General features: G+C 67.3%; 16 protein-coding genes. 6 read left to right on the top strand and 10 right to left on the bottom strand.

The window, feature by feature from the left end:
• Nucleotides 1–122 precede the first annotated feature (122 nt).
• Together ggt and ASG20_RS00330 are read left to right on the top strand one after the other, a co-directional pair.
• A complete protein-coding gene (gene ggt, locus ASG20_RS00335) occupies nucleotides 123–1862 on the top strand; it encodes a gamma-glutamyltransferase (protein ID WP_201780654.1) in 1740 nt (579 codons plus the stop codon).
• Between the two features lie 191 nt (nucleotides 1863–2053).
• Entirely contained in the window at nucleotides 2054–3841 is a 1788-nt protein-coding gene (locus ASG20_RS00330) for an AMP-dependent synthetase/ligase (RefSeq protein ID WP_056047128.1), read from the top strand.
• Nucleotides 3842–4082: 241 nt separating this feature from the next.
• Here ASG20_RS00330 and ASG20_RS00325 read toward each other — a convergent pair whose 3' ends face one another.
• The 8 genes from ASG20_RS00325 to ASG20_RS00290 all read right to left on the bottom strand — a co-directional run bounded on the left by ASG20_RS00325 (nucleotide 4083) and on the right by ASG20_RS00290 (nucleotide 9780).
• On the bottom strand, nucleotides 4083–4736 hold the full coding sequence (locus tag ASG20_RS00325) for a lysophospholipid acyltransferase family protein (RefSeq protein ID WP_231420385.1): 654 nt from the start codon (nucleotides 4734–4736) through the stop codon (nucleotides 4083–4085).
• A gap of 64 nt (nucleotides 4737–4800) precedes the next feature.
• Entirely contained in the window at nucleotides 4801–5223 is a 423-nt protein-coding gene (locus ASG20_RS00320; protein ID WP_056047123.1) for a Fur family transcriptional regulator, read from the bottom strand.
• 74 nt (nucleotides 5224–5297) lie between these two features.
• Nucleotides 5298–5786: a GNAT family N-acetyltransferase gene (locus ASG20_RS00315; RefSeq protein ID WP_056047115.1), complete on the bottom strand. Its 489-nt coding sequence runs from the start codon at nucleotides 5784–5786 to the stop codon at nucleotides 5298–5300.
• Nucleotides 5786–6403, bottom strand: coding sequence for a tRNA (adenosine(37)-N6)-threonylcarbamoyltransferase complex dimerization subunit type 1 TsaB (gene tsaB / locus ASG20_RS00310; protein WP_056047112.1), 618 nt, complete (start codon nucleotides 6401–6403; stop codon nucleotides 5786–5788). Before tsaB ends, ASG20_RS00315 begins: the two co-directional genes overlap by 1 nt.
• A 120-nt stretch (nucleotides 6404–6523) precedes the next feature.
• Entirely contained in the window at nucleotides 6524–7117 is a 594-nt protein-coding gene (locus ASG20_RS00305; protein WP_056047109.1) for a malonic semialdehyde reductase, read from the bottom strand.
• Nucleotides 7117–7689, bottom strand: coding sequence for a NifU family protein (locus tag ASG20_RS00300; RefSeq protein ID WP_056050182.1), 573 nt, complete (start codon nucleotides 7687–7689; stop codon nucleotides 7117–7119). Before ASG20_RS00300 ends, ASG20_RS00305 begins: the two co-directional genes overlap by 1 nt.
• A 210-nt stretch (nucleotides 7690–7899) precedes the next feature.
• Complete coding sequence (locus tag ASG20_RS00295; RefSeq protein WP_168371588.1) at nucleotides 7900–8943, bottom strand: patatin-like phospholipase family protein; 1044 nt, start codon at nucleotides 8941–8943, stop codon at nucleotides 7900–7902.
• Nucleotides 8944–9054: 111 nt separating this feature from the next.
• On the bottom strand, nucleotides 9055–9780 hold the full coding sequence (locus ASG20_RS00290; RefSeq protein ID WP_056047104.1) for an aspartyl/asparaginyl beta-hydroxylase domain-containing protein: 726 nt from the start codon (nucleotides 9778–9780) through the stop codon (nucleotides 9055–9057).
• Nucleotides 9781–9946: 166 nt separating this feature from the next.
• Between ASG20_RS00290 and ASG20_RS00285 the strand changes: the two genes are divergently transcribed.
• From ASG20_RS00285 to ASG20_RS00275, 3 genes are all read left to right on the top strand, one after another.
• Nucleotides 9947–12868 carry a M16 family metallopeptidase gene (locus ASG20_RS00285; RefSeq protein ID WP_056047101.1) on the top strand — a complete coding sequence of 974 codons (2922 nt, stop codon included), beginning with the start codon at nucleotides 9947–9949 and terminating at the stop codon, nucleotides 12866–12868.
• A gap of 206 nt (nucleotides 12869–13074) precedes the next feature.
• Entirely contained in the window at nucleotides 13075–14391 is a 1317-nt protein-coding gene (miaB, locus tag ASG20_RS00280; RefSeq protein ID WP_082470667.1) for a tRNA (N6-isopentenyl adenosine(37)-C2)-methylthiotransferase MiaB, read from the top strand.
• 393 nt (nucleotides 14392–14784) lie between these two features.
• Nucleotides 14785–15795 (top strand): PhoH family protein, encoded by a 1011-nt coding sequence (locus tag ASG20_RS00275; RefSeq protein ID WP_056047098.1) that lies wholly within the window; start codon nucleotides 14785–14787, stop codon nucleotides 15793–15795.
• A gap of 150 nt (nucleotides 15796–15945) precedes the next feature.
• Here ASG20_RS00275 and wrbA read toward each other — a convergent pair whose 3' ends face one another.
• Entirely contained in the window at nucleotides 15946–16548 is a 603-nt protein-coding gene (gene wrbA / locus ASG20_RS00270; RefSeq protein ID WP_056047095.1) for an NAD(P)H:quinone oxidoreductase, read from the bottom strand.
• Between the two features lie 117 nt (nucleotides 16549–16665).
• Nucleotides 16666–17385, bottom strand: coding sequence for a pirin family protein (locus ASG20_RS00265; protein ID WP_056047092.1), 720 nt, complete (start codon nucleotides 17383–17385; stop codon nucleotides 16666–16668).
• A gap of 225 nt (nucleotides 17386–17610) precedes the next feature.
• Here ASG20_RS00265 and ASG20_RS00260 point away from each other — a divergent pair, with 225 nt between their 5' ends.
• The gene (locus ASG20_RS00260; RefSeq protein WP_056047087.1) at nucleotides 17611–18501 is read left to right on the top strand and encodes a LysR family transcriptional regulator; all 891 of its coding nucleotides are present in this window, start codon (nucleotides 17611–17613) and stop codon (nucleotides 18499–18501) included.
• Nucleotides 18502–18565: the final 64 nt, after the last annotated feature.

Genomic DNA, 18565 nt, shown 5'->3' with positions numbered 1-18565 from the left:
GCTGGGATCCAGAGCCACGGATGTCGCCCTGTGTGGCTCTGGATCCTGGGTCGACCCCAGGAGGACGTGAAGTTCGCGGTGAATGCTTGCCTCGTATCCGAACCGCGCTAGGCTCGCCCGCGATGAAGACCTCCCTCCTCGCGCTCGCCCTCCTCGTCCCAACTGCCACTGAGGCGCGCCAAGCCGCCCCCGCCCCGGCCAAAGATCAAGGCATGGTCAGCGCCGCAGACGCGCGCGCAGCCGCCGCCGGCGTCGAAATCCTTCGAGCGGGCGGCAGCGCCACCGACGCCGCCATCGCCACGATGCTCGCGCTCAACGTCGTCGAGCCACAAAGTTCGGGCATCGGCGGTGGCAGCTTCTGGATCTCCCACGCGTCCGGCGGCGCGCTCAGCACGATCGACGCGCGCGAAGAGGCCCCCGCCGCCGCCGACGCACGCTGGTTCTACACCCCCGACGGCACCCCGCTGAGCCACAGCGACGCGGTCCCCGGCGGTCGCAGCGTCGGTATCCCCGGCGCACTCCGCGGCATGGCGCTCGCGCACCGCGCCTCGGGCAAGCTCCCCTGGGCACAACTGTTCGCCCCCGCGATCCGGCTCGCGACCGACGGTTTCCAGGCCTCCCCCCGCCTCGTCAACGGCATGACCGCCTATGGCGACCACATCACGCCCGAGACGCGCAAGCTCTTCTCCGCCCCCGACGGCTCGCCGGTCGCGATCGGCGCAGTCATCAAGAACCCGCAGCAAGCCGCCCTCCTCCAGCGCATCGCCACCCAGGGCCCCGACAGCTTCTACGTCGGTCCCGAGGCGCAGAAGATCGTCACCGCGGTCAACACCGCCGCGCGCAACCCGTCGAAGATGACGCTCGGCGATCTCGCCAGCTACGACGCGAAATCGCGGCCACCGGTGTGCATCAGATACCGCGTCTACCGCGTCTGCGGGATGGGCCCGCCCTCGTCCGGCGGCATCACCGTGCTGATGATCCTGAAGCAGCTCGAACGCTTCGACATGGGCAAGCTCGGCAAGGACAGCGCGCAGGCCTGGCACCTGTTCGCCGAATCCTCGCGCCTCGCCTATGCCGACCGCGACCTCTACGTCGGCGATCCCGATTTCGTCCGCGTGCCGGTGCAGGGCATGCTCGACGCCAAGTATCTCGCGTCGCGCTCGGCCCTGATCTCGCCATCGAAGACGATGGTGACCGTCACCGCCGGCTCGCCCCCCGGCGCCCCCGCGCGCACCCGCGCCCCGGTCAGCGAAGTCCCCGGCACCACCGACATCGCGACGGTCGACGCCCGCGGCAACGTCGTCGAGGTCACCACCACCGTAGAGGGCTATTTCGGCTCCGGCATCACCGTCGACGGGACCGTCCTCAACAACCAGCTCACCGACTTCGACATCGTCCCCGTCAAGGACGGCGCGCTGGTCGCCAACCGCGTCGAGGGTGGCAAGCGGCCACGCAGCTCGATGTCGCCGACGATCGTCTACGGCCCCGACGGGAAGGTGCGCCTCGCGGTCGGCGCGGCCGGCGGCTCGACCATCATCGCGCAGGTGGCGAAGGCGATCATCGGCGTGGTCGACTGGAAATTGTCCGCGCAGGACTCCATCGCGCTCGGGCTGCTGTATGCGCCGGGGCATGTCGCCGCCGCCGAAAGGGGCACAGAGCGCGAGGCGATGGTCCCCGCGTTGCAAGCGCTCGGCGAGACCGTCCAGGTCGCCGCTTTGGGCTTGAAGGCGAATGCGATCGAACGCGTCGGCGGCAAATGGGTCGGCGCCGCAGACCCCCGCAGCGAAGGCGTCGCGATCAGTGAGGACGGCACCGTCACGCAGATTCAGCGCGTCGGCGTGCTCCAGCGCGCACCGGAGTAAACCTCTCCGTCACCCCGGACTTGTTCCGGGGTCCACGGTCCCGCATCATCCAAAGCCGGAGAGTGCGCGGAACCGTGGATGCCGGAACAAGCCCGGCATGACGAGGACGTTTCAACGCGGTATAGCTCGCTACAAAGCCGTCACCAGACCAGCCGCATGAATGCCGGTCAGAGAGCAGTTCAGGAGAGACAATGGCCCGCCAGCTCGAACGCTTCCCGAACCTCGTCACGATGTTCTTCGCGCGCGCCGCGGAGAAGGGCGACGCACCGTTCCTCTGGACCAAGACGAGCGGCGGCTGGACCGCCACGAGCTGGGCCGACGCCGCGCGCCAGGTCGCTGCCCTCGCCACCGCGCTCACCGCGATCGGCCTGAAGCGCGGCGACCGCGTGATGTTGGTCAGCGAGAACCGTCCCGAATGGTGCCTCAGCGACCTCGCGATCATGGCCGCGGGCTGCATCACCGTACCGACCTACGTCACCAACACCGAGCGCGATCATCTCCACATCATCGAGAACGCCGGCGCCTGTGCGATCATCGTCTCGACCGCCAAGCTGGCGAAGACGCTGCTCCCCGCAGTCATCCGCTCCAACCAGGCGCAGACCGTGATCGGGTTCGAGGACATGAAGGTCCCCGCCGGGATCGACTTCCACAACTGGCACGCGCTGATCGCCGCACACCAGACCGCGCCCGACACCGCCGCCGCCCGCGCCGACTTCGACCGCGAAGACCTCGCCTGCATCATCTACACCTCGGGCACCGGCGGCGCGCCACGCGGCGTGATGCAGCACCACGGCGCGATCCTCCACAATTGCGCCGGTTGCGCGGCCGTGATCTCGGAGGATTTTGGCTGGGACGACGAGGTCTTCCTCTCGTTTCTCCCCTTGAGTCACGCCTACGAACACACCGGCGGCCAGCATTTCCCGATCTCATTGGGCGGCCAGATCTACTACGCCGAGGGTCTCGAAAAGCTCGCCGCGAACATCGAGGAAACGCGCCCGACGATCATGTTCGTCGTCCCCCGCCTGTTCGAAGTCCTCCGCACGCGCATCTCGAAGACGATCGAGAAACAGGGCGGCGCGTCGGCGTACCTGCTGCGGCAGGCGCTCGATATCGGTGGCAAGCGCTATGCCGGCCGCCTCCGCCTGATCGACCGCCCGATGCAGGCGGCCGTCGCCACCCTGTTCAAGCCCAAGATCTCGAAGAAATTCGGCGGCCGGTTGAAGGCGATGATCTCCGGCGGCGCACCGCTCAATCCCGAGGTCGGCCTGTTCTTCGAGGCGCTCGGCCTCACCTTCCTGCAAGGCTATGGCCAGACCGAAGCGGCCCCGGTCATCTCGTGCAACCGCCCCAAGGCCGGCGTCCGCATGGACTCGGTCGGCCCCGCGCTCAAGGACACCGAAGTCCGGATCGCCGAGGACGGCGAGATCCTGGTGCGCGGCGAACTCGTCATGCATGGCTATTGGCGCAACGATGCCGAGACCGCGAAGGTGCTCAAGGACGGCTGGCTCCACACCGGCGACATCGGCGAGATCGACGACCGCGGCCGGATCTGCATCACCGATCGCAAGAAAGACTTGATAATCAACGACAAGGGCGAGAACGTCGCGCCCCAGAAGGTCGAGGGGATGCTCACCCTCCAGCCCGAGATCGCGCAGGCGATGATCGCCGGCGACAAGCGTCCCTACATGGTGGCGCTCATCGTGCCCGATCCCGAGTGGACGCAGGAATGGTGCGCGGGCAACGGCGACGCGTGCAGCTTCGCGCGGCTGGCGGAGAACAGCGAGTTCAGGACAGCGCTGGGCGCGGCGGTCGAGCGCGTGAACAAGGAGCTGACGGTGACCGAACGGATCCGGCGGTTCGTGCTGGCCGACGGGCCGTTCACGATCGAGAACGAGCAGTTGACGCCGAGCTTGAAAATCCGGCGGCATGTTTTGCGGCAGGCGTATGGGGAGCGGCTGGACGGTTTGTATTCGGGGTGAGGTTACGTCTGTTCCGACTGGTAGCTGCTCCACCCCGGCGGAGGCCGGGGCCCAATTGGCAAGGCAGCAGTAAAGACGCGCGAATCTCCGTTAGCACCGTCCCCCAATTGGGCCCCGGCCTTCGCCGGGGGTGGTGCTCGAGTTGGAGGATAGGTGGGAGCTTCCCCTCCTTGTTCTCCCGCGAAGGTGGGAGTCCAGTCTGGGTCCGCGCCTTCGCGGGGAAACAGTCTTTGCTCGCGGCTTACAGCGCTTCCATACGTCTGCGCGCTTCGGCGGCGATCGCTTTGCGGTCGCCGTATTGCGCGGGATCGAACGGCTCGGCGAAGTGCAATGTCGCGAGGAACGTCCCCTTACGCTTCAGAACGCGCGCGGCGTGATGCGGGCCGGGCTCGTCGCCGACCCAGGCGAGTTCGCTCGTCGCCGCGCCATAGTCTATGCGGATCGGCTGGACCCGCACGCCCGCTGGCGGTGGATCGAGCGCGGCGAGCAGCGCGGCCTTGAATGGGAGCAGCGTGGTCCCGTCGCCTGTCGTCCCCTCAGGAAACAGCGTCACGGGCCAGTCCGCGGCCAGCGCATCGCGGATCTGCGCGATCTGGGCGGTCACCGCCATGCGGTCGCCGCGGCTGACGAAAATGGTGTGGTTCAACGTGCAGAGCCAGCCGACCAGCGGCGCGCTGCGGAGCTCGGATTTCGCCACGAATGCGCTGCCGGTCGCGCCCGACAGGAGGAGGATGTCGATCCAGCTCAGATGGTTCGAGACGAAGACCACGTCGTGGCGGAGCGGCGTGCCGACCACCCGCGCCCGGCCGCCGACGATCCGCGCGACCAGCCCCAGGAACCGCGGCGGCCAAGGCGATTTGCGACCGAACAGCCGCCACATCCCGTGCAGCGGCAACGCCAGGACCAGCGCCAGCAGCAGCGCCGCCAGCCGCGCGCCAAAGCGGATTCGGCCGATCGCGTCAGTCCTTGCGGGTGAGCGCGACGCCGTAGAGTTCCATGCGGTGATCGACCAGCCGGAAGCCGAGCTTCTCCGCGATCGCCTTCTGCAACTGCTCGAGTTCGGGATCGACGAATTCGATCACCTTGCCGCTCTCGACGTCGATCAGATGATCGTGATGGGCCTCGGGCGCAGGCTCGTAGCGCGCGCGGCCGTCGCCGAAATCGTGGCGGTCGAGAATGCCGGCTTCCTCGAACAGGCGGACCGTGCGGTACACCGTCGCGATCGAGATGCCGGGGTCGATCTGCGACGCGCGCTCATAGACCTTCTCGACGTCGGGATGATCATCCGCCTCGGACAGCACGCGCGCGATGACGCGGCGCTGCTCGGTGATGCGCAGGCCCTTCTCGTTGCAGAGTGCTTCTAGATCGATCTTGCGCGGCATGTGTCATTCCCTCGTTGAGTGCCATGTAGGGCCTCCGCGCTGTTGCGAAAAGGGATAGTGACTCGCAATAAGCCTTAGCTGTTGATATCTTTCGAATATGTATGTGCGTCATACGCGACGCCGGTCTTGCCGCGGTAGTAGGCGCGGCGTTCGCCGACCTTGGTAAAGCCGTGCGCGTCGTACAGGTTAACCGCGTCGTTGCCCGCGCGCACCTCGAGATGGAGCTTTGCGATGGCGCCGACCGAGCACTCGGCGATGGCGGCGCGGATCAACGCGGTGCCGACGCCGCGGCGGCGATAGTCGGGCGCGACCGCGATCAGCAGGAGTTCGGCCTCGTCGGCGACCGACCGGGTCATCGTGAAACCGGCGGGGAAGTCGTCGACGAACGCGAGCGTGAGATGGACGCCGGTCAGCGCGAGCACGCCGAGGCACTGGCTGCGCGTCCACGCCTCGCCGTAGCGCGGGTCGAACGCGTCGGTCATCAGCGCGTCGACGATTGCAAGATCGCGCGCGTCGCCGGTGCGGAGCGTGACGGTGCGGGTGGCGGCCTGGCGGGTGGCCATTATTTCGGGACCGACGGCTTGGCGTCGGGCGCGCGGCCGTAGATCGGGCTTGGCGCTAGCGCAGTCAGCGACGCGGGGAGCAGGATCGCGGAGACCGCGTCCGGGAGTGCTTCGGTAAGATCCAAACTCTCGTCGAGTGCGGCGAGCCAGCGGATGCCGTTGCCGACTGCGCGCCGTCCTGCCAGCGCGGCGAGCGCGGCGTCGGACTTCAGCGATACCATGTCGGATCGCGGCGACAGATCGGCGGAGAACGCTTGCATGAAGACCTCGCCATGCCCGCCTTCCATGATCACCGCAATATCGTCGGTTAAGCGGTCGGCGAAACCGGCGGCGGCGATCAGCGGGAGTGAGGAAAAACCGGCGATTTCCGCGCCCCAGCCGAGCGCTAGACCGCGGGCGGCGGCGATGCCGACGCGGACGCCGGTGAAGCTGCCGGGGCCGCAATCGACGATGATGCGGTCGGCTCGGCCGCCTTCCGGCAGTTCGGCAATCATCGGGATGAGGCGCTCGGCGTGACCTCGGCCGACGACTTCGTGCGCGCGGGCGATGATGGCGCCGGACTCGATCAGGGCGACCGAGCAGGCGGTGGTGGATGTTTCGATGACTAAAGTGCGCATTACTTCTTACCCTCTCCCTTGAGGGGAGAGGGCAGGGTGAGGGGCGCCGCGAGCGCTGCCCTTCCCAACTGCCCCTCACCCCAACCCTCTCCCCGCAGGGGAGAGGGAGCAGGTCCCGCTTCAGGCTATCGTGTTGAACTTCGCGAAGTCGGGGCGGGGCGAGCGGGCGTAGATCGTCGCGGGATCGCCGTGGCCGAGCGTCGAGATGAAGTTGGTCCGCACCGCGGGCGTATCGTGGAAGAACGCCGCATCGACCTTGCCTGCGTCGAAGCCCGACATCGGCCCGGTATCGAGCCCGAGCATCCGCGCAGCGATGATGAAATACGCGCCCTGCAACGTCGAGTTGCGGAACGCGGATGCCTCGCGCAGTTCGGCGTTGCCGTCGAACCACGACTTCGCATCGGCGTGCGGGAACAGCTCGGGCAGGTGCTCGTGAAAATTGGTGTCCATGCCGATGATCACCGACACGGGGGCGTTCAAGATCTTGGGCTGGTTCTGCGCGCTGCAGGCGTCGGCGAGCTTCTGCTTGGCCTCGTCGCTGGTCACCCAGATCAGGCGTGCGGGGAGCTGGTTGGCCGAAGTCGGGCCCCACTTCATCAGGTCCCAGATCGCGTGCAGTTCGGACTCGGCGACCGGCTGATCGGTGTAGCCGTTATAGCTGCGAGCGTCGCGGAAGACGGTGTCGAGGACGGTGTCGTCGAGTTTCTCGCGCATCAGACGGCTCTCACTTCGGTGACTTCGGGGACGTAGTATTTCAGCAGCTGCTCGATACCGTTCTTAAGCGTGGCGCTCGACGACGGGCAACCGGCGCAGGCACCCTGCAGCTGGAGGAACACCTTGCCCTTGTCGAAGCCGCGATAGACGATGTCGCCGCCGTCGTTGGCAACGGCCGGGCGGACGCGCGTGTCGATCAGTTCGCGGATCTGCGCGACGATGTCGGCATCAGCCGGGTCATCCGACAGCGCGGGCTCGTCGGACGGCACCGAGAAGCCGGCGCGCGCGGGCTTGAACAGCGGCATCGCGGCGGAGAAATGATCGAGCAGGATCGCTAGCACGTCGGGCTTGAGGTCCGACCAGGCGACGCCCGGCCCGGCGGTCACGGACACGAAGTCGCGGCCGAAGAACACGCCGGTCACGTCACCGAGATTGAAGATCGCCTCGGCCAGCGGACTGGTCTCGGCCTCCTCGGGGGTGGCGAAGTCACGCGTGCCGGCGTCCATGACGGTGCGTCCCGGCAGGAACTTCAACGTCGAGGGGTTCGGGGTGGATTCCGTTTCGATGAGCATGAGGGTCATGTGGCCCGGCGGGCGCGAGGGATCAAGCGCGGAACGGGAAACGGTTTCTTTCGGGCGCCGAGCACCGCTTTGTTGTCGCGCCGGCGCGCGCGCTGAGTTCCTACGCCAGGGCTCTCGCGTCGTGGCTCGCGTACTGGGGCTCTCGCATTGGGTCAGGCATCACTGTGCGGCTGGTACGCGGCGGTGTTGGTATCCGACAGATTAGGCCGCGAGAGGAAGCGGGGGGTCGGACCGCTTGGGGCTGAGTTTGGCGGCCCAGCGCGCAAGGACATCCTCGTTCTCACCGATCCATGTCTTGGCCAGTCCCGTCAGCTCGGCGAGATGCTCGGGGCTGGCATCGTCCAGCCCGCCCCCATTGGGACTGAGCGGGAATTCTGCGCGATCATAATTGCCGCTGCTCGCCAGTTCTCGGGCCTGGTACGATATCGTGCTGGAGCCGGCCTGCATCAGGATCGAGAAGATCGGCACGCGGCGCAGCGGATTGACCCAGCCGAAGATCGACCAGTGGCCCGCGGATTTGTAGGGCCGGTCGGAGGCCCCGGTGCTGAGCGACAGGATTTCCAGATCGCCGAGATGCCAGCCGAGCTTGCGCGCCTCGATGATCGCCGCGATCGTCGGGTCGTTGGCGAAGACGCCGCCGTCGATCAGCAGCAGCGCGGGTTCCGCCCTGACCGAGCCGCCCGCCGCGGTCGCTGGGATGGCGGCGGGAGGAAAGAAGGTCGGCGCCGCCGAGGTCGCGCGCGCCGCGACATGCAGCGGGAAGACGCGCTCGGGTTTTGCCGGGTCCACGGGGTAATCAGGACCGCCCGCCATCAAGACGGCCTTGCGCCCGATCATGTCATAGGCCGGAATGACGATGTTGGTCAGCGCGTCGCGAGTCGTCGCGAACGTACCGATCCGTACGGCGAGAATCTTCTCGAGCGGGCGGGCGCTGTAGGGGAAGCCCGGCAGCCGCTGCGACAGGCCGAGAATATGCGGGAATATCCGCTTGCCATCGGTGCGGTAGAAATCGACAAGATCGCTGGCCGTGCACGCCGCCCTGGTCTTGTCCGCCTGGCTCGGCGCGGTGAGGCCGGCGGCGATGATCCCACCGGTCGAGGTGCCCGCGATCAGGTCGAAGCACTCGCACAGCGGCCGTTCGATCCGACTCTCAAGTTCGGCGAGGATCAGCGCGGGGATCAGCCCGCGTATCCCACCGCCATCGATCGTCAGCATGTATCTCGGTGTCGCGCGATCCTTGGCCACGGCCATTTCTCCCCACCAGTACAACGAGCGTATCAGCAAACGGCCGCGCGGTTTGCAAAGACCGGTCCGGTTTGGTTCGATCGGCCCGACGTCACGTCTGTAGCGGGGAGATCAGGATAGTCGGGCTGGATCAGAGCGGCGCGCGACGCGCAGGATCAGGTCTGCAATCCATTTGCCGGGATTGCGCAAAGGCCGCTCGAACCGGATCAGCAACACCACCCGCGTACCGTTCGTGTCGTTCCAGACCTCGTGCCGATAGGTGTCGTCGAACACCAGCGTCTCGCCTTCGGCCCAGCGAACGGTGCGATCGTGGACCCGCATCCGCACGTCGCCGTCGCGCGGGACGATCAGGCCGAGGTGGCAGGTGATCAGGCCCTTGGTCGCGCCGCGACGCTCGGGAATGTGCGTGCCGGGCGTGAGGATCGAAAACGACGCGCTGTGGAGGCCGGGGATCCGCGCGACCATGGCCGCCGTATGCGGGCAGCGCGCGAGGGTGTGCTCGATCGTCGCGCCGCCGGGCAATGCCTCGGCTGGCAGCGCGACGCGGACGGCGTCGTCGCGGATCGCCGCCCAGTCGTCGCGCAACCCCGCGGTCCACGGGAAGTCGCGCACGTCGAGCACCGGATCGTTGGCGACCAGCGATGACGACGCGATCATCCGATCGAACGCGCGACGCAGATGCTCGCCGATACTGGCAACCAGCGGGCGGTTGGCTTTGCCCGCGGTCGACGCGCCGGAGATGACGTTCAGATCGTGAACGCGAACGCCACGCCGTGCGGCCGACCCGCCCGAATCCCGCCACAATGAAGACTGCCCCAGTTCGGCTCCGACCGTCATCGCTACCCTGCATATCGGCACGTCCCTGCGCCGATCCCCGTGTTGAGATGCGGCATACCGCAGGTGTTGGACGAAATGATGGCGCCGCGGCGGCCGACTGAGGCTGGCGCTGGCGATCCGAGGCGCGACGCTGGCGATGCGCGCGCGGGGGCGCTAGAGATGCACGATGCTATCCTTTCCGCGCCTGTACCGCGCTCCCATCCTGCTTCCCCTCGTGCTCGGTCTCGCTATCCCGGCGAGCGGGCAGATGGCGACGCCGCAGGCCACCTCCACGCCCGCTACGGAGGGTGGCAAGGAAGCGCCGACGCTTCCCGAACTGACCGGGATCGACACGACCGCGTGGCTCTACAAGGGCAGCGATCTTACGCGCGATCCCGAGTGGAAGTTCGGCACGCTGCCCAACGGCATGCGGTTCGCGGTGCGCAAGAATGGCGTACCGCCCGGCCAGGTGTCGGTGCGCGTGCGGATCGATGCGGGGTCGCTCAACGAGACCGACAGCGAACGCGGCTTCGCGCATTTCATCGAGCATCTGACCTTCCGCGGCTCCGAATACGTCCCCGACGGTGAGGCCAAGCGCGTGTGGCAGCGGTTCGGCGCGACCTTCGGGTCGGACACCAACGCGCAGACCACGCCGACCTCGACCACCTTCAAGCTCGACCTGCCCTCGGCGACCGAAACCGGGCTCGACGAGAGCCTGAAGATCATGTCGGGCATGATGGAGAAGCCGACGATCACCGATGCGTCGGTGACCGCCGAGCGCCCCGTCGTGCTGGCGGAACAGCGCGAGCAGCCGGGGCCGCAGGTGCGGTTCGGCGATGCGATCCGCGCGACGTTCTTCGCGGGGCAGCCGCTCGCGGATCGCTCGCCGATCGGCAATATCAAGACGTTGGAGGCGGCGACCGGCGCGACCGTGAAGGCTTTCCACGATCGCTGGTATCGGCCCGAGAACACTGTCGTCATCATCTCGGGCGACATGGACCCGGCGCTGTTCGGACGGCTGATCGTCAAGAACTTCGCGGACTGGAAGCGTACCGACCCGTTCACGCCTGCGCCCAGCTTCGGCAAGCCCGATCCTAAAGCGCCGGCCGCAGCGTCGATCGCCGAGCCGGCCATCCCGGCGGTGGTCACGCTCGGCGTCGTCCGCCCGTGGGAGTACAAGGACGACACCGCGATCATGAACCAGAAGCGGCTGGTCGACGTGCTCGCCACCCGCCTCATCAGTCGCCGCCTCGAAACGCGCGCGCGCGCCGGCGGGAGCTTCCTGCAGGCGGGCGTGTCGATCGACGACGTGTCGCGCTCGGCGAACTTGACGAGCGTTAACATCGTGCCGATAGGGACCGACTGGGAAGCGGCATTGAAGGACGTCCGCGCGGTGATCGCCGACGCGCAGACCAACGCGCCGAGCCAGGCCGAAGTCGACCGCGAATATGCCGATTTCGACACGATCATGCGGACCAGCGTCGAGACCGCCAAGGTCGAGGCGGGATCGAAGCAGGCCGACGACATGGCCAGTGCACTCGACATCCGCGAGACGGTCGCGGGGCCTGAGACGTCGTACAAGATTCTGCAGGACGCCAAGGCGAAGGGCATGTTCACGCCCGCCACGCTGCTCGCATCGAGCAAGGCGATCTTTGAGGGCATCACGCGCGCGCTCGTCAATACGCAGACGCCCGATGCCGGCGCCGCAACGAAGCTGGCGACCGCGTTGAAGGCGGACGTGTCGGGGCTGGCCGGCAAGCGCCGCGCGCAGGCTGCGGTCGATTTCTCGAAGCTGCCGTCGCTCGGCAGGCCGGGCGTCGTCGCGAGCCGCGAGAAGATCGCCGCCTTCGACATGGAGCAGGTGAACTTCGCCAACGGGACGCGCGTGCTGCTGTTCCCCAACTCGGGCGAGACCGGACGCGTCTATGTGCGCGTGCGGTTCGGCGGCGGCTATACCGCGATTCCATCGAACCGGCCGACGCCGGCCTGGGCGGGCGATCTCGCGCTGGTCGCGGGGGGTATCGGCAAGCTCGATCAGGGCGATCTCGATCAGTTGACCGCTGGGCGGCGGATCGGTCTCGACTTCGGGATCGACGACGATGCGTTCACGCTGAATGCGATCACGTCGCCGGCGGATTACGCGGATCAGTTGCGGCTGATGGCTGCGAAACTGACGTTCCCGGCCTGGGATCCGGCACCGGTGGCGCGGGCGCGTGTTGCCGCGTTGGCCGGGTTCGCAGGCTATGATTCGTCGCCCGACGGCGTGTTGTCGCGCGATCTCGAAGCTCTGTTGCGGGCTGGTGATCCGCGGTGGGGGACGCCGTCGAAGGCGACCGTCGAGGCGCTGAACGCAAAGGACTTCCGCGCGTTCTGGGAGCCGATCCTGAAGACCGGACCGATCGAGGTCTCGATCTTCGGCGACGTGAAGACCGAGGATGCGATCGCGGCGGTGGCGAAGTCGTTCGGGGCGATGACGCCGCGGACCGCGGTGTCGACGGTCGGTGCCCCGGTCAGCTTCCCCGCACATAACACGACGCCGGTGATGCGTGCGCATACCGGGCCGGAGAACCAGGCGGCGGCGGTGATCGCGTGGCCGACGGGTGGCGGGATCGACAACATCGTCGAGGCGCGACGTCTCGACGTGCTGGCGCAGGTGTTCAGCGATCGGCTGTTCGAGCGGCTGCGGCAGGCGGCGGGCGCGAGCTACAGCCCCAACGTGTCGAGCCAGTGGCCGGTGGGCATGACCACCGGTGGCCGGATGGTCGCGATCGGTCAGGTCGCGCCGGACAAGGTGTCGTTCTTCTTCCAGATCGCGCGGCAGATCGCGGCGGAACTGGTGTCGACGCCGATCGCGGCGGACGAGCTCGATCGGATCAAGAAGCCGATGGGGCAGTATATCCTGCGCGCCTCGACGGGGAACCAGTTCTGGTTGCAGCAGCTGGGCGGGGCGACGTTCGATCCGCGGCGGATCGCGGCGACGCAGCGGATCGCCTCGGACTTGGTCGCGACGACGCCGGTGGAGTTGCAGGCGACGGCGGCGAAATATCTGCGGCCCGAGAAGGACTGGACGATGGCGGTCGTGCCGGCTGCGACGCCTGCGAAGAAGTGAACGCCTAATCCCTCTCCCCCACGGGGAGAGGGAGGGAGGAGCCGCTTGGCGACGGAAGGGTGAGGGGTTTTAGGACGAACGACCTGAGTCTCACACCCCTCACCCTCCCACCTGCAAGAGCATGCGGGCCCCTCCCTCTCCCCGAACGGGAGAGGGGTTAGAGAGCCCCCTCCCCACTTGCGCGCAAATTTGGTAGGGGCACCTGCATGTCCCCTCCCAAAACCTTCCACGTCAAGTCGTTCGGCTGCCAGATGAACGTCTATGACGGCGAGCGCATGGCCGAGCTGATGGCCGCCCAGGGCCTGACGCAAGCCGATGCGGTCGATGCCGACGTCGTCGTCCTCAACACCTGCCACATCCGCGAACGCGCCACCGAAAAGGTCTATTCGGACATCGGCCGGCTACGGAAGGACCAGCGCCGCAAGTCCGGCAAGACGCCGATGATCGCAGTCGCCGGCTGCGTCGCACAAGCCGAGGGCGAAGAGATCTTCACCCGCGCCAAGGTCGACATCGTCGTCGGCCCGCAAGCGTATCACAACCTGCCCGACCTCGTCGCGAAAGCCGCCGCGGGCACGCCGTCGCTCGACACCGACATGCCGCTGCTGTCGAAGTTCGGCGCGTTACCGGCGCGGCGGAAGGTCGCCCCCTCGGCGTTCCTGACGGTGCAGGAAGGGTGCGACAAATTCTGCACCTACTGCGTCGTTCCCTACACGCGCGGCGCGGAGATCAGCCGGCCGTTCGCGGCGATCGTCGACGAGGCGAAGGCGCTGGTCGACGCCGGCGCGCGCGAGATCACGCTGCTTGGCCAGAACGTCAACGCGTGGTCGGAAAACGACCGCGGGCTTCACGACCTGATCCGCGACCTCGACCGCATCCCCGGCCTCGCGCGGATCCGCTATACCACCAGCCATCCCAACGACATGACGCAGGGCCTGATCGACGCACACCGCGACATCGAGAGCCTGATGCCGTTCCTCCATCTGCCCGTCCAGAGCGGCAGCGACCGCGTGCTGAAGGCGATGAACCGGAGCCACACCCGCGACTCCTATCTCCGCCTGCTCGACCGGGTCCGCGAAGTTCGTCCCGATATCGCGCTGTCCGGCGACTTCATCGTCGGTTTCCCCGGCGAGACCGACGCCGAGTTCGAGGACACGCTGAGCCTAGTCGACGCGGTTGGCTATGCGCAGGCGTACAGCTTCAAATACAGCCCCCGCCCCGGCACGCCTGCGGCGTCGATCGTCGAGCAGGTCTCGGAGGACGTGATGGACGAGCGCCTCCAGCGTCTGCAGGCGGCGCTCAACTGCGACCAGCACGCCTTCAACGCCGCCACCGTCGGGCGGACGTGCTCGGTCCTGCTGGAACGTACGGGGAAACTGCCGGGGCAGCTGATTGGCAAGTCGCCGTGGCTGCAATCGGTCCATCTGATCGGCGACCATGCGATCGGGGACTTGGTGGAGGTGACGCTGGCCGCTGCCGGACCCAATTCGCTGACCGGCGTGGAGCGCGTGCGCGAGGCGGCGTAACGACGGGACGGCTGGCGATCGTCCACGCGCCCCTTTCCACCCTCCGTCATCCTGACGACAGTCAGGATCCAGGGTAATCGAGGGCGCCTTGTGCGGCTCTGGGTCCTGACTTTCGTCAGGATGACGGGACCGATGCCCGACCTTTGATCTGCGCCTTCAGGGCCCCGGTAGAGATCGTACCGAACGTCCGCGCGAGCCCCCGCGATTTCGCTGTCCTGCATCCGGATCGCCTGTCACACTCGCCCCCGATGCAGCTTCGCCCACGCGACTCGAATCATCTCTCAGCCAGCGCTCCGGCGCGGCTTGAACGCGTCGCTTGGCGTGCTCATCTTCCTTTCAAAGGTTACGGTTCGACGCTTCCAGGCGTAACCTTTGACACCCTGAAAGGACCGTATGAGCCGTAAACCCGTTCCCGCCCAGTCCGGTGACCGCGCCCGAGTCGAGCTGTTGTTCGACAAGCCCCAATTGCTCGTCCGGCTGTTCGGCCAGTACGACCAGAACCTGGTAGCGCTCGAGAATCGCCTCGGCGTCTACATCACCGCACGGGGGAACAAGATCGGCCTGGAGGGCACCGCCGAACAGGTCGCCAAGGCCCGTGACGTGCTCCACGATCTCTACGCCCGGATCCAGCGCGGCGAGGACGTCGACACCGGTCTCGTCGACGCGTCGATCGCGATGGCGGACGAACCCGTGCTCGAAGGCATCATTCGCGCCGATGCGGGCGGCGGTGGCGCGCCGCCGATCATGATCCGGACGCGCAAGAAGACGATCGTCCCGCGGACGCCGGCGCAGGCGCATTACATGCGCGAGCTTGCCAACAACGACATGATCTTCGCGCTCGGGCCGGCAGGGACGGGCAAGACCTATGTCGCGGTCGCGCAGGCGGTGCAGCAGCTCATTACCGGCAGCGTCCAGCGGCTGATCCTGTCGCGGCCTGCGGTCGAGGCGGGCGAACGGCTCGGGTTCCTGCCCGGCGACATGAAGGAGAAGGTCGATCCGTACCTGCGCCCGCTCTACGACGCGCTGTACGACTGCCTTCCCGCCGAGCAGGTCGAACGCCGCATCGCCAGCGGCGAGATCGAGGTCGCACCGATCGCTTTCATGCGTGGGCGGACGCTGGCGGATGCGTTCGTGATCCTCGACGAGGCGCAGAACACCACGCCGGCGCAAATGAAGATGTTCCTGACGCGTTTCGGCCAGAACAGCCGCATGGTGATCTGCGGCGATCCGAAGCAGGTGGATATTCCGGGCGGAGTCGCGGCGTCGGGATTGGGCGATGCGGTCCGGCGGCTGGAGGGGCTCGAGAGCATCTCGATGTGCCGCTTCAACGTCGGCGACGTGGTCCGCCATCCGATCGTCGGGCGGGTCGTCGAGGCTTACGAGGGCAAGGACGACCAAATCTAACGCGGCCATATCCAAACCACTCCGTCACCCCGGGCTCGTTCCGGGGTCCACGGTTCCGCGAAATCATCTCTGTCGATTTTGTGGAACGGTGGATGCCGGAACAAGCCCGGCATGACGGAGGGATAGGAGCGTGGGTATTCCCTACGCGGTTCAGCCCTTCAACTTCGCCGCGGTCTCGGCGATACGCTTGCCCTGGTAGCGGGCGCCGTCCAACTCCGCGGTGCTCGGCATGCGGCTGCCGTCGCCGTCCGAGATCGTCGTCGCGCCGTAGGGCGAGCCGCCCTTGACCGTGTCGACGCCCATCTGCGCCTGGAAGCCATAGTCGAGCCCGACGATCGTCATGCCGTGATGCAGCAGGTTGGTGATGATCGAGAACAAGGTCGTCTCTTGCCCGCCATGCTGGCTCGCGGTCGAGGTGAAGGCACCGCCGACCTTGCCGACCAAGGCGCCCGAGAACCACTGGCCACCGGTCGTGTCCCAGAACTGCGCCATCTGCGCGGGCATCCGGCCGAAGCGGGTCGGCGCGCCGACGATGATCGCGTCATAGTGTTCGAGCGCGGCGGGGCCTTCGATCTCGGCGTGCGCGGTGTCGGTCTTGAAGTGCGCGGCCTCGATGACGGCCTGCGGTGCGGTCTCTGCGACCCGGCGGATATCGACGTCGGCACCCCCGGCCCGCGCGCCCTCGGCGACGGCGTCGGCCATCTGCTCGATGTGGCCGTAGGACGAGTAATAGAGCACGAGAACCTTGGTCATATGTGTTTCCTTCGAGTTCCCCTCCCGCTTGCGGGAGGGGTTAGGGGAGGGAAGTTCCGGGCGGGGTCGAGGCAGGAAGCCCCTCCCCCAACCCCTCCCGCAGGCGGGAGGGGAGTATTATTCCGAGTCTACGAGAACGATCTCGGCGTCGTCCTGTGCCGTGATCGTCACCGTCTGGCCGCCCAACAGCGCCGCTCCGTCGCGCGCGCCGAACGCCTCGTCGCCGATCGTGATCGCACCGGTGGCGGGCACCAGATACACGTGGCGCCCCTCACCGATCGCATAGTCGACGCTGTCGCCGGCCTTCAGCGTCGCGGCCAGCACGCGGGCATTCGCGCGGATCGGCAATGCGTCGCCGTCACCCTCGAACCCGCTCGCCAGCGTCACGAACTGGCCCGAGCGCTCGCCCTTGGGGAACGGTTTGGCACCCCAGCTCGGCGCGCCGCCCTTGCGCGAAGGCTCGATCCAGATCTGGAAGATCGTCGTCGTCTCGGGCTCCAGATTATACTCGGCATGGCGGACGCCGGTGCCGGCGCTCATCACCTGGACGTCGCCCGCCTCGGTGCGGCCCTTGTTGCCGAGCGAATCCTGATGCGTGATCGCGCCGCCGCGGACGTAGGTGATGATCTCCATGTCCTGATGCGGATGCGGCGGGAAGCCCGAATTGGCGGCGATCTGGTCGTCGTTCCACACGCGGATCGCGCCCCAGCCCATCCGCGCGGGATCGTAATAGCTGGCGAACGAGAAATGATGCCGCGCGTTGAGCCAGCCGTGGTCGGCATGGCCAAGGCTGTCGAAGGCGCGGCGGTCTATTTTGCTGAGCGTCGTGGTCGTCATGAAATGTCTCCACTGGTTGATCCCAAGATAGGCGCGCGGATCGCCGCGTAAATAGAAACGGTGGAAACCGATCGTTTCGGTGCTAGCGTGTCATGAGCATCTCCCCTCCCTGGAAGGGAGGGGTCGGGGGTGGGTCGGCCGGTTGGCGGTCGCAGCACTCCCTCGATAGCGACCCACCCCCAGCCCCTCCCTTCCAGGGAGGGGGGAAATAATGCGGAGCCCCCCATGCGCCTGCCCGATCTCGAAGCCTGGGCGATCTTCGCCAGTGTGGTGGAACATCGTTCGTTCAGCGCCGCCGCCGACGCGGTGGGCTTGAGCAAGGCGACCGTGTCGAAGGCGATCACGCGGCTCGAAGCGCATCTCGGCCAGTCGCTGTTCCACCGCACCTCGCGCCGGCTTGCGCTGACCGAGGGGGGCAAGCCGCTTGCCGAGCATGCCGCGCGTATTCTTGCCGAAGCGCGGGCCGCCGAAGAGTCCGCGCACGACGCCGCCAGCGCACATACCGGCCGCGTCCGCCTTGCCGCGCCGATGAGCTTCGGCATCACCAACGTTGCGCCGTTGCTCGCCGAGTTTCTCGCCGCGCATCCCGGCATTGAGGTCGACCTGCATCTGTCCGACGCGCGCGTCGATATCGTCGCGGAAGGCTTCGACGTCGCGTTGCGGATCGCCGAGCTGCCCGACAGTTCGCTGCGCGCGCGGCGCCTGTGCACGATCCAGGCGCATCTCGTCGCCGCACCGCGTTATCTGGCGGCGCACGGCACCCCGACGCATCCAGCGCAACTCGGCGAGCATAAGCTGTTCGGCTATTCCAATGTCGTCGGGCCCTGGCGCTTTCACAGCCCCGACGGCGCGGACGTGTCGGTGCGCACGCAGGGCCAGCTTACCGCGAACAGCGGCGAAGCGCTCGTCCCCTCGCTGATCGCCGGCCTCGGCATCGCGCGGCTGCCCGACTTCATCGTCAGTGCGCATCTCGCGAGCGGCGCGCTGGTGACGATCCTCGACGATTGGGCGCCCGCGCCGATCGGGCTTCATCTGCTGACTCCACCCAGCCCGTTGCGGCCGGCCAGGGTCGAGGCACTGATCGAATTCCTTGGGCGCCGCCTGCGCGACCGATAGAAATGCGCTGGCGTGGAACTTCCGTTCGCGGGTAATGCTTTCGTCCTGACGCTTTCGCCCGAAA

Origin of the sequence: Sphingomonas sp. Leaf198 (assembly GCF_001424005.1) — a bacterium.
Lineage (GTDB): Bacteria > Pseudomonadota > Alphaproteobacteria > Sphingomonadales > Sphingomonadaceae > Sphingomonas.
The sequence above is the reverse complement of the archived record's forward strand: the minus strand, read 5'-3'. Positions and strand labels throughout refer to the sequence as shown.

Bases quoted from the DNA above. Each gene is read 5' to 3' on its own strand.
- ggt (WP_201780654.1), top strand. From the start codon at position 123: ATGAAGACCTCCCTCCTCGCGCTCGCCCTCCTCGTCCCAACTGCCACT.
- ASG20_RS00330 (WP_056047128.1), top strand. From the start codon at position 2,054: ATGGCCCGCCAGCTCGAACGCTTCCCGAACCTCGTCACGATGTTCTTC.
- ASG20_RS00320 (WP_056047123.1), bottom strand. From the start codon at position 5,223: ATGCCGCGCAAGATCGATCTAGAAGCACTCTGCAACGAGAAGGGCCTG.
- ASG20_RS00315 (WP_056047115.1), bottom strand. From the start codon at position 5,786: ATGGCCACCCGCCAGGCCGCCACCCGCACCGTCACGCTCCGCACCGGC.
- tsaB (WP_056047112.1), bottom strand. From the start codon at position 6,403: ATGCGCACTTTAGTCATCGAAACATCCACCACCGCCTGCTCGGTCGCC.
- ASG20_RS00305 (WP_056047109.1), bottom strand. From the start codon at position 7,117: ATGCGCGAGAAACTCGACGACACCGTCCTCGACACCGTCTTCCGCGAC.
- ASG20_RS00300 (WP_056050182.1), bottom strand. From the start codon at position 7,689: ATGCTCATCGAAACGGAATCCACCCCGAACCCCTCGACGTTGAAGTTC.
- ASG20_RS00290 (WP_056047104.1), bottom strand. From the start codon at position 9,780: ATGACGGTCGGAGCCGAACTGGGGCAGTCTTCATTGTGGCGGGATTCG.
- ASG20_RS00285 (WP_056047101.1), top strand. From the start codon at position 9,947: ATGCTATCCTTTCCGCGCCTGTACCGCGCTCCCATCCTGCTTCCCCTC.
- miaB (WP_082470667.1), top strand. From the start codon at position 13,075: ATGTCCCCTCCCAAAACCTTCCACGTCAAGTCGTTCGGCTGCCAGATG.
- ASG20_RS00275 (WP_056047098.1), top strand. From the start codon at position 14,785: ATGAGCCGTAAACCCGTTCCCGCCCAGTCCGGTGACCGCGCCCGAGTC.
- wrbA (WP_056047095.1), bottom strand. From the start codon at position 16,548: ATGACCAAGGTTCTCGTGCTCTATTACTCGTCCTACGGCCACATCGAG.
- ASG20_RS00265 (WP_056047092.1), bottom strand. From the start codon at position 17,385: ATGACGACCACGACGCTCAGCAAAATAGACCGCCGCGCCTTCGACAGC.
- ASG20_RS00260 (WP_056047087.1), top strand. From the start codon at position 17,611: ATGCGCCTGCCCGATCTCGAAGCCTGGGCGATCTTCGCCAGTGTGGTG.